Genomic DNA, 13,689 nt, shown 5'->3' on the forward strand with positions numbered 1-13,689 from the left:
TACTCATGGCTCAAATTAAAATCACTTTGACTAAGTCTCCAATCGGTCGCAAACCAGAACAACGTAAAACAGTTGTTGCACTTGGACTTGGTAAATTGAACTCTTCAGTTGTTAAAGAAGATAACCCAGCTATTCTTGGAATGGTTAACGCTATCTCTCACTTGGTAACTGTAGAAGAAGTTAAATAATCTAACAAATAGACTAAGTCGCATAGAGAAATCTTTGCGACTTCTAGTCCATTTTACATATTTACATACAGCGAGTTTGTGGAGGAAGACTCTTGTACTTCACAGGCGCTAGCATATAAAAGAGGAGAAATAATAATGAAACTTCATGAATTACAACCTGCTACAGGTTCTCGTAAAGTCCGCAACCGTGTAGGTCGTGGTACATCATCAGGTAACGGTAAAACATCTGGCCGTGGTCAAAAAGGTCAAAAAGCTCGTAGCGGTGGCGGTGTTCGCCCAGGTTTTGAAGGTGGACAAACTCCATTGTTCCGTCGTCTTCCAAAACGTGGATTTACAAATATCAACGCTAAAGAGTACGCAATCGTTAACCTTGATCAATTGAACGCTTTTGAAGATGGTGCAGAAGTAACACCAGTTGTGCTTATCGAAGCTGGAATCGTTAAAGCTGAAAAATCAGGAATTAAAATTCTTGGTAACGGTGAATTGACGAAGAAATTGACAGTTAAAGCTGCTAAATTCTCTAAATCAGCTGAAGAAGCAATCACTTCTAAAGGTGGCTCAGTAGAAGTCATCTAAGAGGTGACAGCCTATGTTTTTTAAACTTTTAAAAGATGCCTTAAAGGTAAAATTGGTACGTAGTAAAATTCTATTTACTATCTTTATCCTTTTTGTCTTCCGCGTAGGAACCCACATTACAGTACCAGGAGTAAACGCAAAGAGTCTTGAAGCCTTGTCAAATGTTCCGTTTTTGAACATGTTGAGCTTGGTTTCGGGAAATGCTATGCGTAATTTCTCAGTTTTCGCACTAGGGGTTAGTCCTTATATTACAGCTTCCATCATTGTTCAACTTTTGCAAATGGATATTTTACCTAAATTTGTTGAATGGGGTAAGCAAGGTGAAGTTGGTCGTCGTAAACTGAATCAGGCAACACGCTACATTTCTTTGGTACTGGCATTTGTTCAATCGATTGGTATTACAGCAGGCTTTAATGCCTTGTCTGGTGCAAAATTGACCAATATGCCACTAAATTGGCAAACATATTTGTTGATTGGATCAATTTTGACAACAGGTTCGATTATTGTAACCTGGTTGGGGGAACAAATTTCTGAAAAGGGCTATGGTAATGGTACATCAATGATCATCTTTGCGGGTATCATTTCATCACTACCAGGGACTTTTCACGAGATTTACATTGATCGCTTTGTTAATATTGAATCAAGTCGTTTGGGGGAGTCAGCAATCTTTGTTGCTGCACTCGTCGTATTAATATTCTTTGTTGTGTATTTTACAACTTTTGTACAACAAGCAGAATATAAATTACCAATTCAATATACAAAACGTGCACAAGGAGCACCTTCTAGCTCATATTTACCGCTGAAATTGAATCCAGCAGGAGTTATTCCCGTAATCTTTGCAGGCTCAATCACTGCAGTGCCAACTTCTTTGATTCAATATTTCGCAAGTCAAAATAAGAGTGCCGGGTGGTTATTGACGGTTCAGGAATACTTTGATTATTCAACTGCTAAAGGTATGATTGTATATGCAGGTTTAATTATTGCCTTTACATTCTTCTACACCTTTGTTCAAGTAAATCCTGAGAAGACTGCAGAAAGCCTTCAGAAAAGTGCAGCCTATATCCATGGAGTTCGTCCTGGTAATGGCACTGAACAGTTTTTGTCAAAATTATTGACAAGATTGGCAGTAATCGGTGCACTCTTCTTGAGTTTTGTAGCTTTGTTGCCTATCCTTGCGCAAAATCTCTTTGGGCTTTCTTCAAGCATTGCGTTCCTTGGTACAAGTTTGATTATCGTAATCTCTACAAGTATCGAAGGCATCAAGCAATTAGAAGGCTACCTTCTTAAGAGAAAATATGTAGGTTTCTTAGAAATTACAGAATAGAATATAGGTTGACCTAGTCAACCTTCTATTTTGTTTTTAGATAAGTTTGTCAATAATGGCAAATTTATGTGAAAACAAAATAAGGAGTTTGTCATGAATCTTTTAATTATGGGTTTACCAGGTGCTGGTAAAGGGACACAAGCGGCCAAGATTGTTGAGAAATTCAATGTTGCTCATATTTCAACAGGAGATATGTTCCGTGCAGCAATGGCCAATCAGACTGAAATGGGTATTCTTGCCAAGTCGTACATCGATAAGGGGGACCTCGTTCCCGATGAAGTTACTAATGGCATTGTCAAAGAACGTTTGGTTCAGGATGACATCAAGGAAAAAGGCTTTTTGCTAGATGGCTATCCTCGTACGATTGAACAAGCCCATGCCTTGGATGAAAATTTGGCTGACTTAGGAATTGAGTTGCAAGGTGTTATCAATATTGAGATTGATCCTTCAAAATTGGTAGAGCGTCTCAGCGGTCGTATTATTCATAAAGAAACCGGAGAGACTTTCCACAAAGTATTCAATCCACCTGTTGGAGACTACAAAGAGGAAGACTTCTATCAACGTGAAGATGACAAGCCAGAATCTGTCAAACGTCGTTTAGAGGTCAATATCGCACAAGGACAGCCAATCATTGATCATTATCGTGCAAAAGGGCTGGTCCATGATATTGAAGGTGACCAAGACATTGACCTTGTTTTCCAAGCAATTGATACAGTACTATCAAAATTGCAATAAACTAATAGATTTGGCTTGCATTTTTTATACAAAGATGATAAAATAGCCTAGTCTGACTTATAATTGTTACCTCTGTGTTCAGAGGACATCAAATCGATATTTAGAGAGGGGTTACTTTTGCATGGCAAAAGAAGATGTGATTGAAATTGAAGGCAAAGTAGTCGATACAATGCCAAATGCTATGTTTACTGTTGAGTTGGAGAACGGACACCAAGTCCTTGCAACTGTTTCAGGTAAAATCCGTAAAAACTACATTCGTATTTTGGTCGGTGACCGCGTAACTGTTGAGCTTAGTCCATACGACTTGACACGTGGACGTATCACATACCGCTTTAAATAGTCGAAATACTTGGAGGGATTAGACATGAAAGTAAGACCATCGGTCAAACCAATTTGCGAATACTGCAAAGTTATTCGTCGTAATGGTCGTGTTATGGTGATTTGCCCAGCAAACCCTAAACACAAGCAACGTCAAGGTTAAGAAATAGAAAGGAGAAAACATGGCTCGTATTGCTGGAGTTGACATTCCAAATGACAAACGTGTAGTTATTTCATTAACTTATGTTTATGGTATCGGTCTTGCAACATCTAAAAAAATTCTTGCAGCTGCAGGTATTTCAGAAGATGTACGCGTGAAAGATTTGACATCAGATCAAGAAGATGCTATTCGTCGCGAAGTTGATGCAATCAAAGTTGAAGGTGACCTCCGTCGTGAAGTTAACTTGAACATCAAACGTTTGATGGAAATCGGTTCATACCGTGGTATCCGTCACCGTCGTGGACTTCCTGTCCGTGGACAAAACACTAAAAACAATGCCCGCACTCGTAAAGGTAAAGCTGTTGCGATTGCAGGTAAGAAAAAATAATATAGGAGGTAGAAAAATTGGCTAAACCAACACGTAAACGTCGTGTGAAAAAGAATATCGAATCTGGTATTGCTCATATTCACGCTACATTTAATAACACTATTGTTATGATTACTGATGTGCATGGTAACGCTATTGCTTGGTCATCAGCTGGTGCTCTTGGTTTCAAAGGTTCTCGTAAATCTACACCATTCGCAGCTCAAATGGCTTCAGAAGCAGCTGCTAAATCTGCACAAGAACACGGTCTTAAAACAGTTGAAGTTACCGTTAAAGGCCCAGGTTCAGGTCGTGAGTCTGCTATCCGCGCTCTTGCTGCCGCTGGTCTTGAAGTAACAGCAATTCGTGATGTGACTCCTGTACCACACAATGGTGCTCGTCCTCCAAAACGTCGCCGTGTATAATCATACATTCCATACACAGCTTTTCGTTTAAGAGGGAGTAAGAAATGATTGAGTTTGAAAAACCAACAATAACAAAAATTGATGAAAATAAAGATTACGGCAGATTTGTGATCGAACCATTAGAACGTGGTTACGGTACAACTCTTGGTAACTCTCTTCGTCGTGTACTTCTTGCCTCACTTCCAGGTGCTGCAGTAACATCAATTAAAATTGATGGTGTACTCCACGAATTCGACACAGTTCCAGGTGTTCGTGAAGATGTTATGCAAATTATTCTTAACATCAAAGGCATTGCTGTAAAATCTTATGTCGAAGACGAAAAGAAAATTGAACTTGATGTAGTAGGTCCAGCTGAAGTAACAGCAGGAGACATTCTTACAGATAGTGACATTGAAATTGTAAACCCTGACCATTATCTCTTTACCATTGCTGATGGTGCCACTTTTAAAGCTGTTTTGACTGTCAATTCAGGTCGTGGTTATGTACCAGCTGAGGGTAATAAGAAAGATGATGCACCAGTGGGAACACTTGCTGTAGATTCTATCTATACGCCAGTGAAGAAAGTCAATTATCAAGTTGAACCAGCTCGTGTTGGTAGCAACGATGGTTTTGACAAATTAACACTTGAAATCAACACAAATGGCACCATTATTCCAGAAGATGCTTTAGGTCTTTCTGCGCGCATTTTGATGGAGCACTTAGGTCTCTTCACTGACTTGACTGAAGTTGCAAAATCTGCAGAAGTGATGAAAGAAGCTGAAGTGGCTTCAGATGATCGTATGCTTGATCGTACGATTGAAGAATTGGATCTATCTGTTCGCTCATATAACTGTCTGAAACGTGCAGGCATTAACACTGTATTCGACTTGACAGAGAAAACTGAGCCAGAAATGATGAAAGTGCGCAATCTTGGTCGCAAGAGTCTTGAAGAAGTTAAAGTTAAATTGGCTGATCTTGGTCTAGGATTGAAAAAAGATAAATAATATAGGAGGAAATCATGGCATACCGTAAACTAGGACGCACTAGCTCACAACGTAAAGCAATGTTACGCGATTTGACAACTGACCTTTTGATCAACGAATCAATCGTTACAACTGAAGCTCGTGCTAAAGAAATCCGTAAAACAGTTGAAAAAATGATCACACTTGGTAAACGTGGTGATTTGCACGCACGTCGTCAAGCAGCAGCATTTGTTCGTAACGAAATTGCATCTGAAAACTATGATGAAGCAACTGATAAGTACACTTCTACTACAGCACTTCAAAAATTGTTCTCTGAAATTGCACCTCGTTATGCAGAACGTAATGGTGGATATACTCGTATCCTTAAAACTGAACCACGTCGTGGTGATGCTGCACCAATGGCAATTATCGAACTTGTATAAGATCATCAATTTTGTTGAGTGTTATGATGATGGAATCCTATTCTGATTCTTAGTCTAGCTCTGGTCTACCGCTGAGCTTGTCTCAGCGGTAACACTCATCATGTTGATTGGACGCTTGTTTACGAAATTACTCTAAGATAGAATAATTTCGTAAGCAGGCGTTTTTATTTTACTCAAAAATTTTGATATACTTATAAAATGAATAGAGAAGACAGAATATCCATAGGCAATTGTTTTGAAGAATACTATTTTGCTAACATTAAAGAAAAGCCAGAATTGTTTATAGGTGTAGAATTAGAATATCCGATAGTTAATATCTCAGGGAAAGCAACTTCTATCCAAGTGGCTACAGATATGATGCGACACATTTCTAATCAAAATGGATTTACAATCATCAAAAGAGATGATAGAGGAAATCCGATAGAACTCCAGCACGAGTCGGGAGACCTCATACTATTTGAAGTCACGTATAATACACTAGAATTTGCATTCGCAAAAGCAAAAAATATTGGTAGTGTAGAAGAGCGTCATAAAGAATATCTAGCGAATATTCAAGATTATTTGCGCCAAAATGGACATGAATTGCAGGGGTTAGGAATAAATCCCAACTGGGAAAATAATGACAATAGACCGGTAGATACGGGCCGATATAGGATGTTAATGAACTATCTCAAGCTAGGAGAAGGCAAACCTAATATGCATCCCTATACTGGATATGCTGGCTTTATTTGTGGAAATCAAGTGCAGTTTGATGTGAGTCGAAAAACCTTTTTACGAGTCATTAATGCGTTTAATAAAATTGAGGCAGCGAAGGCGTTTTTGTTTGCAAATTCACCATTCGATCATATAGATGATATGGCCCTTACTAGGGATTATTTTTGGGAATATTCAATGCATGGCCTCTTAAAGAATAACGTTGGTATCTACTCAGAGGAATTTCATACTGAGGCAGAATATCGTCAATACCAAGAAGAGTCCGCAATGTTTTATGTCATCAGGGATAACTGTTATTATTATTTTAAACCAATTACTGTCAAATCTTTTTTTGAGCAAGAAAAATTTGCAGCGTATTCAGAAACTGGCGAGATATGTTACTTTGTTTCGAAAGCAGATGATTTCAAAAATCATCGCTCATACCACTATCAGGAGCTTACCAAGCGAGGAACTATTGAATTTCGAAGTACATGTACACAACCATTTGAAACAACATTTGCTCCCATAGCCTTTCATTTAGGTCTGCTCGCCAATCTCGTGAAATTGGAAGAAATTCTAGAAAGTACAGAGTTTTTTATAGAATTTGGCAGAGATTATTCAAAGCTACGTAGACAATTTTCGAGAAAAAAACTGTTTGATGTAGAACAAAGAATGGTGAAAGACTTTTCTAAGACATTATTAGATTGTGCACATGAAGCCCTCCTTTTGAGAGGATACAGTGAAGAAAAATATTTAACTCCACTGTACAATTCATTAATTGATAACTCCGGGGTACTGTGACAGTCTACTAAAATATGAATAGGTAGCCATAGATTTTTACAAAGAACATAAATACCGTTGTAAAGATTTGATATACTGGAGGCATACGAAGAAAATATACAATCGCTGATTAGTATGCCTCTCAGTTTTTTATAAAAAAATCCAAAAAAATCTCAAAAAACCGGTTGACAACGTGTATAAGTCGTGATAGAATAATTGAGTTGTCTCTTGAGGGGCTAGTCAATAGCGGAATGAAAAAAGTTTCGAAAAAGTGTTGACAAGTCCATCAGAAGATGATAGAATAATTGAGTTGTCTCTTGAGGAACTGGTTAACAGCGAAACGAAAAAAAGTTTCAAAAAAGTGTTGACAAAGTTTCTAAGAAATGATAAACTTAGATAGTTGTCGCGAGAGCGCGACAACGAACAAGACCTTTGAAAATTAAAGAAGACGAACCAAACGTGCAGGGTGATTTATCTAAGGATAAATCGTCAATGACAAAACAAAACAATAAAACGGAAAGCTAGTGATAGCTTGAGTTTGAATCAAAACTTTTTATGAGAGTTTGATCCTGGCTCAGGACGAACGCTGGCGGCGTGCCTAATACATGCAAGTAGAACGCTGAGGTCTGGTGCTTGCACTAGACGGATGAGTTGCGAACGGGTGAGTAACGCGTAGGTAACCTGCCTCATAGCGGGGGATAACTATTGGAAACGATAGCTAATACCGCATAACAGTATTTACCGCATGGTAGATGCTTGAAAGGAGCAATTGCTTCACTATGAGATGGACCTGCGTTGTATTAGCTAGTTGGTGAGGTAACGGCTCACCAAGGCATCGATACATAGCCGACCTGAGAGGGTGATCGGCCACACTGGGACTGAGACACGGCCCAGACTCCTACGGGAGGCAGCAGTAGGGAATCTTCGGCAATGGGGGCAACCCTGACCGAGCAACGCCGCGTGAGTGAAGAAGGTTTTCGGATCGTAAAGCTCTGTTGTAAGAGAAGAACGTGTGTGAGAGTGGAAAGTTCACACAGTGACGGTATCTTACCAGAAAGGGACGGCTAACTACGTGCCAGCAGCCGCGGTAATACGTAGGTCCCGAGCGTTGTCCGGATTTATTGGGCGTAAAGCGAGCGCAGGCGGTTTGATAAGTCTGAAGTAAAAGGCTGTGGCTTAACCATAGTACGCTTTGGAAACTGTCAAACTTGAGTGCAGAAGGGGAGAGTGGAATTCCATGTGTAGCGGTGAAATGCGTAGATATATGGAGGAACACCGGTGGCGAAAGCGGCTCTCTGGTCTGTAACTGACGCTGAGGCTCGAAAGCGTGGGGAGCGAACAGGATTAGATACCCTGGTAGTCCACGCCGTAAACGATGAGTGCTAGGTGTTGGGTCCTTTCCGGGACTCAGTGCCGCAGCTAACGCATTAAGCACTCCGCCTGGGGAGTACGACCGCAAGGTTGAAACTCAAAGGAATTGACGGGGGCCCGCACAAGCGGTGGAGCATGTGGTTTAATTCGAAGCAACGCGAAGAACCTTACCAGGTCTTGACATCCCAGTGACCGTCCTAGAGATAGGATTTTTCTTCGGAACACTGGTGACAGGTGGTGCATGGTTGTCGTCAGCTCGTGTCGTGAGATGTTGGGTTAAGTCCCGCAACGAGCGCAACCCCTATTGTTAGTTGCCATCATTCAGTTGGGCACTCTAGCGAGACTGCCGGTAATAAACCGGAGGAAGGTGGGGATGACGTCAAATCATCATGCCCCTTATGACCTGGGCTACACACGTGCTACAATGGCTGGTACAACGAGTCGCAAGTCGGTGACGGCAAGCTAATCTCTTAAAGCCAGTCTCAGTTCGGATTGTAGGCTGCAACTCGCCTACATGAAGTCGGAATCGCTAGTAATCGCGGATCAGCACGCCGCGGTGAATACGTTCCCGGGCCTTGTACACACCGCCCGTCACACCACGAGAGTTTGTAACACCCGAAATCGGTGAGGTAACCTTTTAGGAGCCAGCCGCCTAAGGTGGGATAGATGATTGGGGTGAAGTCGTAACAAGGTAGCCGTATCGGAAGGTGCGGCTGGATCACCTCCTTTCTAAGGAAATGGAAACCTGTACGTTAGTCTTCTTTAATTTTGAGAGGTCTTGTGGGGCCTTAGCTCAGCTGGGAGAGCGCCTGCTTTGCACGCAGGAGGTCAGCGGTTCGATCCCGCTAGGCTCCATTAACAACGGAAGTTGTTAAGATTTTGTCCATTGAAAATTGAATATCTATCAAACATTCCTAAACGTATGTAACAGTACGTATAGAAATAGTAACAAGAAAATAAACCGAAAACGCTGTAAATATTTAATGAGTTTTCTAATTTTTGAAAAAATTAGGTTAATAAGGTTAAGTTAATAAGGGCGCACGGTGGATGCCTTGGCACTAGAAGCCGATGAAGGACGTGACTAACGACGAAATGCCTTGGGGAGCTGTAAGTAAGCAATGATCCAGGGATGTCCGAATGGGGGAACCCGGCAGGTAATGCCTGTCACTCACTACTGTTAAGGTAGTGAAGAGGAAGACGCAGTGAACTGAAACATCTAAGTAGCTGCAGGAAGAGAAAGCAAAAGCGATTGCCTTAGTAGCGGCGAGCGAAACGGCAGGAGGGCAAACCGAGGAGTTTACTCCTCGGGGTTGTAGGACTGCAAAGTGGACTTAAAGAGTATAGAAGAACTACCTGGGAAGGTAGGCCAAAGAGAGTAATAGCCTCGTATTTGAAATATTCTTTATACCTAGCAGTATCCTGAGTACGGCGAGACACGCGAAATCTCGTCGGAATCCGGGAGGACCATCTCCCAACCCTAAATACTCTCTAGTGACCGATAGTGAACCAGTACCGTGAGGGAAAGGTGAAAAGTACCCCGGAAGGGGAGTGAAATAGAACCTGAAACCGTGTGCCTACAACAAGTTCGAGCCCGTTAATGGGTGAGAGCGTGCCTTTTGTAGAATGAACCGGCGAGTTACGATATGATGCGAGGTTAAGTTGAAGAGACGGAGCCGTAGGGAAACCGAGTCTTAATAGGGCGGATTAGTATTATGTCGTAGACCCGAAACCATGTGACCTACCCATGAGCAGGTTGAAGGTGCGGTAAGACGCACTGGAGGACCGAACCAGGGCACGTTGAAAAGTGCTTGGATGACTTGTGGGTAGCGGAGAAATTCCAAACGAACTTGGAGATAGCTGGTTCTCTCCGAAATAGCTTTAGGGCTAGCGTCGACATTTGAGAATCTTGGAGGTAGAGCACTGTTTGGATGAGGGGGCCATCTCGGTTTACTGATTTCAGATAAACTCCGAATGCCAATGATTTATGGTCGGCAGTCAGACTGCGAGTGCTAAGATCCGTAGTCGAAAGGGAAACAGCCCAGACCACCAGCTAAGGTCCCAAAATAATTGTTAAGTGGAAAAGGATGTGGGGTTGCACAGACAACTAGGATGTTAGCTTAGAAGCAGCTATTCATTCAAAGAGTGCGTAATAGCTCACTAGTCGAGTGACCCTGCGCCGAAAATGTACCGGGGCTAAAACAATTTACCGAAGCTGTGGATAACACTTAGGTGTTATGGTAGGAGAGCGTTCTATGTGTGAAGAAGGTATACCGTGAGGAGTGCTGGAACGCATAGAAGTGAGAATGCCGGTATGAGTAGCGAAAGATGGGTGAGAATCCCATCCACCGTAAGACTAAGGTTTCCAGGGGAAGGCTCGTCCGCCCTGGGTTAGTCGGGACCTAAGGAGAGACCGAAGGGTGTATCCGATGGACAACAGGTTGATATTCCTGTACTAGAGTATGAAGTGATGGAGGGACGCAGTAGGCTAACTAAAGCGGGCGATTGGAAGTGCCCGTCTAAGCAGTGAGGTGTGATATGAGTCAAATGCTTGTATCTATAACATTGAGCTGTGATGGGGAGCGAAGTTAAGTAGCGAAGTTAGTGACGTCACACTGCCGAGAAAAGCTTCTAGCGATGTATCATACTCTACCCGTACCGCAAACCGACACAGGTAGTCGAGGCGAGTAGCCTCAGGTGAGCGAGAGAACTCTCGTTAAGGAACTCGGCAAAATGACCCCGTAACTTCGGGAGAAGGGGTGCTGACTTAAGGTCAGCCGCAGTGAATAGGCCCAAGCAACTGTTTATCAAAAACACAGCTCTCTGCTAAATCGTAAGATGATGTATAGGGGGTGACGCCTGCCCGGTGCTGGAAGGTTAAGAGGAGGGTTTAGCGTAAGCGAAGATCTGAATTGAAGCCCCAGTAAACGGCGGCCGTAACTATAACGGTCCTAAGGTAGCGAAATTCCTTGTCGGGTAAGTTCCGACCCGCACGAAAGGCGTAATGATTTGGGCACTGTCTCAACGAGAGACTCGGTGAAATTTTAGTACCTGTGAAGATGCAGGTTACCCGCGACAGGACGGAAAGACCCCATGGAGCTTTACTGCAGTTTGATATTGAGTATCTGTACCACATGTACAGGATAGGTAGGAGCCTATGAAGTCGGGACGCCAGTTTCGACGGAGGCGCTGTTGGGATACTACCCTTGTGTTATGGCTACTCTAACCCGGATAGGTTATCCCTATCGGAGACAGTGTCTGACGGGCAGTTTGACTGGGGCGGTCGCCTCCTAAAAGGTAACGGAGGCGCCCAAAGGTTCCCTCAGAATGGTTGGAAATCATTCGCAGAGTGTAAAGGTATAAGGGAGCTTGACTGCGAGAGCTACAACTCGAGCAGGGACGAAAGTCGGGCTTAGTGATCCGGTGGTTCCGTATGGAAGGGCCATCGCTCAACGGATAAAAGCTACCCTGGGGATAACAGGCTTATCTCCCCCAAGAGTTCACATCGACGGGGAGGTTTGGCACCTCGATGTCGGCTCGTCGCATCCTGGGGCTGTAGTCGGTCCCAAGGGTTGGGCTGTTCGCCCATTAAAGCGGCACGCGAGCTGGGTTCAGAACGTCGTGAGACAGTTCGGTCCCTATCCGTCGCGGGCGTAGGAAATTTGAGAGGATCTGCTCCTAGTACGAGAGGACCAGAGTGGACTTACCGCTGGTGTACCAGTTGTCTTGCCAAAGGCATCGCTGGGTAGCTATGTAGGGACGGGATAAACGCTGAAAGCATCTAAGTGTGAAACCCACCTCAAGATGAGATTTCCCATAACTTTATGTTAGTAAGAGCCCTGAGAGATGATCAGGTAGATAGGTTGGAAGTGGAAGTGTGGCGACACATGTAGCGGACCAATACTAATCGCTCGAGGACTTATCCAAAAAATAAACTAGAGTCAATATTGACAGCGTTGGTAAAACTTGTTAGAATATAGATATTCAATTTTGAGTTGACAAGACTCAACAGTTAAGTGACGATAGCCTAGGAGATACACCTGTACCCATGCCGAACACAGCAGTTAAGCCCTAGAACGCCTGAAGTAGTTGGGGGTTGCCCCCTGTTAGATACGGTAGTCGCTTAGCAAATTGGGAGTTTAGCTCAGCTGGGAGAGCATCTGCCTTACAAGCAGAGGGTCAGCGGTTCGATCCCGTTAACTCCCATATAAGCGGGTGTAGTTTAGTGGTAAAACTACAGCCTTCCAAGCTGTTGTCGCGAGTTCGATTCTCGTCACCCGCTTTGAACATAGTTCATACCCAAACTTGGTTTGGGCGCGTAGCTCAGATGGTTAGAGCGCACGCCTGATAAGCGTGAGGTCGGTGGTTCGATTCCACTCGTGCCCATTATATGGTCCGTTGGTCAAGGGGTTAAGACACCGCCTTTTCACGGCGGTAACACGGGTTCGAATCCCGTACGGACTATATTTGGAGGATTACCCAAGTCCGGCTGAAGGGAACGGTCTTGAAAACCGTCAGGCGTGTAAAAGCGTGCGTGGGTTCGAATCCCACATCCTCCTTACTACTATCGCGGGATGGAGCAGCTAGGTAGCTCGTCGGGCTCATAACCCGAAGGTCGTAGGTTCAAATCCTGCTCCCGCAATTTCTTTAAGAATTTGGCTCGGTAGCTCAGTTGGTAGAGCAATGGATTGAAGCTCCATGTGTCGGCGGTTCGATTCCGTCTCGCGCCATTAATTTAATATTATATTTCGGAGAGATAGCGAAGAGGCTAAACGCGGCGGACTGTAAATCCGCTCCTTCGGGTTCGGGGGTTCGAATCCCTCTCTCTCCATACCTTTACGGGCATAGTTTAAAGGTAGAACTAAGGTCTCCAAAACCTTCAGTGTGGGTTCAATTCCTACTGCCCGTGTTATATGGCGGGTGTGGTGAAGTGGTTAACACATCAGATTGTGGCTCTGACATTCGGGGGTTCGATTCCCCTCACTCGCCTATTTTAATATTGGGGTATCGCCAAGCGGTAAGGCAAGGGACTTTGACTCCCTCATGCGTTGGTTCGAATCCAGCTACCCCAGTTCAACTATATGCCGGCGTGGCGGAATTGGCAGACGCGCTGGACTCAAAATCCAGTGTCCGCAAGGACGTGCCGGTTCGACCCCGGCCGCCGGTATAGTTTATGAAGAAACGTTGATTTATCAGCGTTTCTTTTTTGCTTTGTCTGGCGGGTAGGGTGGTTTTAGGCTCAGAATATTTCTGACATTGTAGTAATGTTAGATTTGGTATAGTACTTCTACTTTAGTATGTTGATAATGGGAAGGTGAGCTTCTGAAAATTGATGCAGTTGTTTCCTGTATTTAAGGTGTTGATTAGTTTGGGC

11 protein-coding genes, 13 tRNA genes and 3 rRNA genes are annotated in these 13,689 nt (G+C 43.5%); all 27 read left to right on the top strand.

Going from position 1 to position 13,689, the window contains the following annotated elements; translation table 11 throughout:
- Nucleotides 1–5: 5 nt before the first annotated feature.
- The 27 genes from rpmD to GPW69_RS00660 all read left to right on the top strand — a co-directional run bounded on the left by rpmD (nucleotide 6) and on the right by GPW69_RS00660 (nucleotide 13,482).
- The gene (rpmD, locus tag GPW69_RS00530; protein ID WP_002936638.1) at nucleotides 6–188 is read left to right on the top strand and encodes a 50S ribosomal protein L30; all 183 of its coding nucleotides are present in this window, start codon (nucleotides 6–8) and stop codon (nucleotides 186–188) included.
- A 135-nt stretch (nucleotides 189–323) separates the two neighbouring features.
- Entirely contained in the window at nucleotides 324–764 is a 441-nt protein-coding gene (gene rplO / locus GPW69_RS00535) for a 50S ribosomal protein L15 (RefSeq protein WP_002936637.1), read from the top strand.
- Between the two features lie 13 nt (nucleotides 765–777).
- Entirely contained in the window at nucleotides 778–2,088 is a 1,311-nt protein-coding gene (secY, locus tag GPW69_RS00540) for a preprotein translocase subunit SecY (RefSeq protein ID WP_014637293.1), read from the top strand.
- A gap of 93 nt (nucleotides 2,089–2,181) precedes the next feature.
- Nucleotides 2,182–2,823 carry an adenylate kinase gene (locus GPW69_RS00545; protein ID WP_002936630.1) on the top strand — a complete coding sequence of 214 codons (642 nt, stop codon included), beginning with the start codon at nucleotides 2,182–2,184 and terminating at the stop codon, nucleotides 2,821–2,823.
- Nucleotides 2,824–2,944: 121 nt separating this feature from the next.
- Nucleotides 2,945–3,163: a translation initiation factor IF-1 gene (infA, locus tag GPW69_RS00550; RefSeq protein WP_002936627.1), complete on the top strand. Its 219-nt coding sequence runs from the start codon at nucleotides 2,945–2,947 to the stop codon at nucleotides 3,161–3,163.
- Between the two features lie 24 nt (nucleotides 3,164–3,187).
- Entirely contained in the window at nucleotides 3,188–3,304 is a 117-nt protein-coding gene (gene rpmJ, locus GPW69_RS00555; RefSeq protein ID WP_001808836.1) for a 50S ribosomal protein L36, read from the top strand.
- A gap of 19 nt (nucleotides 3,305–3,323) precedes the next feature.
- Nucleotides 3,324–3,689 (top strand): 30S ribosomal protein S13, encoded by a 366-nt coding sequence (rpsM, locus tag GPW69_RS00560; protein ID WP_002936622.1) that lies wholly within the window; start codon nucleotides 3,324–3,326, stop codon nucleotides 3,687–3,689.
- A 17-nt stretch (nucleotides 3,690–3,706) separates the two neighbouring features.
- Nucleotides 3,707–4,090, top strand: coding sequence for a 30S ribosomal protein S11 (gene rpsK / locus GPW69_RS00565; protein ID WP_004195509.1), 384 nt, complete (start codon nucleotides 3,707–3,709; stop codon nucleotides 4,088–4,090).
- 44 nt (nucleotides 4,091–4,134) lie between these two features.
- A complete protein-coding gene (locus tag GPW69_RS00570; protein ID WP_004195512.1) occupies nucleotides 4,135–5,073 on the top strand; it encodes a DNA-directed RNA polymerase subunit alpha in 939 nt (312 codons plus the stop codon).
- Between the two features lie 14 nt (nucleotides 5,074–5,087).
- Complete coding sequence (gene rplQ / locus GPW69_RS00575) at nucleotides 5,088–5,474, top strand: 50S ribosomal protein L17 (RefSeq protein WP_000331493.1); 387 nt, start codon at nucleotides 5,088–5,090, stop codon at nucleotides 5,472–5,474.
- Nucleotides 5,475–5,672: 198 nt separating this feature from the next.
- Complete coding sequence (locus GPW69_RS00580) at nucleotides 5,673–6,968, top strand: glutamate-cysteine ligase family protein (protein ID WP_074391044.1); 1,296 nt, start codon at nucleotides 5,673–5,675, stop codon at nucleotides 6,966–6,968.
- Nucleotides 6,969–7,498: 530 nt separating this feature from the next.
- Nucleotides 7,499–9,047: ribosomal RNA gene (locus GPW69_RS00585) — 16S ribosomal RNA — on the top strand.
- Nucleotides 9,048–9,100: 53 nt separating this feature from the next.
- Nucleotides 9,101–9,173, top strand: a tRNA-Ala gene (locus tag GPW69_RS00590).
- Between the two features lie 165 nt (nucleotides 9,174–9,338).
- Nucleotides 9,339–12,242 (top strand): 23S ribosomal RNA (locus GPW69_RS00595).
- An 85-nt stretch (nucleotides 12,243–12,327) separates the two neighbouring features.
- Nucleotides 12,328–12,443, top strand: a 5S ribosomal RNA gene (gene rrf, locus GPW69_RS00600).
- The 16S, 23S and 5S rRNA genes sit together here with 13 tRNA genes alongside, the layout of an rRNA operon.
- 5 nt (nucleotides 12,444–12,448) lie before the next feature.
- Nucleotides 12,449–12,521: transfer RNA gene (locus GPW69_RS00605), tRNA-Val, on the top strand.
- Between the two features lie 5 nt (nucleotides 12,522–12,526).
- A tRNA-Gly gene (locus GPW69_RS00610) sits at nucleotides 12,527–12,597 on the top strand.
- Nucleotides 12,598–12,627: 30 nt separating this feature from the next.
- Nucleotides 12,628–12,701: transfer RNA gene (locus GPW69_RS00615), tRNA-Ile, on the top strand.
- Nucleotides 12,702–12,707: 6 nt separating this feature from the next.
- Nucleotides 12,708–12,779 (top strand) — tRNA-Glu (locus GPW69_RS00620).
- A 5-nt stretch (nucleotides 12,780–12,784) separates the two neighbouring features.
- A tRNA-Ser gene (locus GPW69_RS00625) sits at nucleotides 12,785–12,874 on the top strand.
- Between the two features lie 9 nt (nucleotides 12,875–12,883).
- Nucleotides 12,884–12,957, top strand: a tRNA-Met gene (locus GPW69_RS00630).
- Nucleotides 12,958–12,972: 15 nt separating this feature from the next.
- A tRNA-Phe gene (locus tag GPW69_RS00635) sits at nucleotides 12,973–13,045 on the top strand.
- Between the two features lie 20 nt (nucleotides 13,046–13,065).
- Nucleotides 13,066–13,146: transfer RNA gene (locus GPW69_RS00640), tRNA-Tyr, on the top strand.
- A 7-nt stretch (nucleotides 13,147–13,153) separates the two neighbouring features.
- Nucleotides 13,154–13,224 (top strand) — tRNA-Trp (locus GPW69_RS00645).
- 7 nt (nucleotides 13,225–13,231) lie between these two features.
- A tRNA-His gene (locus GPW69_RS00650) sits at nucleotides 13,232–13,304 on the top strand.
- Between the two features lie 11 nt (nucleotides 13,305–13,315).
- Nucleotides 13,316–13,387, top strand: a tRNA-Gln gene (locus GPW69_RS00655).
- A gap of 11 nt (nucleotides 13,388–13,398) precedes the next feature.
- Nucleotides 13,399–13,482, top strand: a tRNA-Leu gene (locus tag GPW69_RS00660).
- The last annotated feature ends 207 nt before the right edge of the window (nucleotides 13,483–13,689 follow it).

The organism is Streptococcus suis (assembly GCF_902702775.1).
GTDB classification, from domain to species: domain Bacteria; phylum Bacillota; class Bacilli; order Lactobacillales; family Streptococcaceae; genus Streptococcus; species Streptococcus hashimotonensis.

Coding starts and splice junctions, on each gene's coding strand:
- rpmD (WP_002936638.1), top strand. CDS start 6: ATGGCTCAAATTAAAATCACTTTGACTAAGTCTCCAATCGGTCGCAAA.
- GPW69_RS00545 (WP_002936630.1), top strand. CDS start 2,182: ATGAATCTTTTAATTATGGGTTTACCAGGTGCTGGTAAAGGGACACAA.
- rpsM (WP_002936622.1), top strand. CDS start 3,324: ATGGCTCGTATTGCTGGAGTTGACATTCCAAATGACAAACGTGTAGTT.
- rplQ (WP_000331493.1), top strand. CDS start 5,088: ATGGCATACCGTAAACTAGGACGCACTAGCTCACAACGTAAAGCAATG.
- GPW69_RS00570 (WP_004195512.1), top strand. CDS start 4,135: ATGATTGAGTTTGAAAAACCAACAATAACAAAAATTGATGAAAATAAA.
- rpmJ (WP_001808836.1), top strand. CDS start 3,188: ATGAAAGTAAGACCATCGGTCAAACCAATTTGCGAATACTGCAAAGTT.
- GPW69_RS00580 (WP_074391044.1), top strand. CDS start 5,673: ATGAATAGAGAAGACAGAATATCCATAGGCAATTGTTTTGAAGAATAC.
- infA (WP_002936627.1), top strand. CDS start 2,945: ATGGCAAAAGAAGATGTGATTGAAATTGAAGGCAAAGTAGTCGATACA.
- secY (WP_014637293.1), top strand. CDS start 778: ATGTTTTTTAAACTTTTAAAAGATGCCTTAAAGGTAAAATTGGTACGT.
- rplO (WP_002936637.1), top strand. CDS start 324: ATGAAACTTCATGAATTACAACCTGCTACAGGTTCTCGTAAAGTCCGC.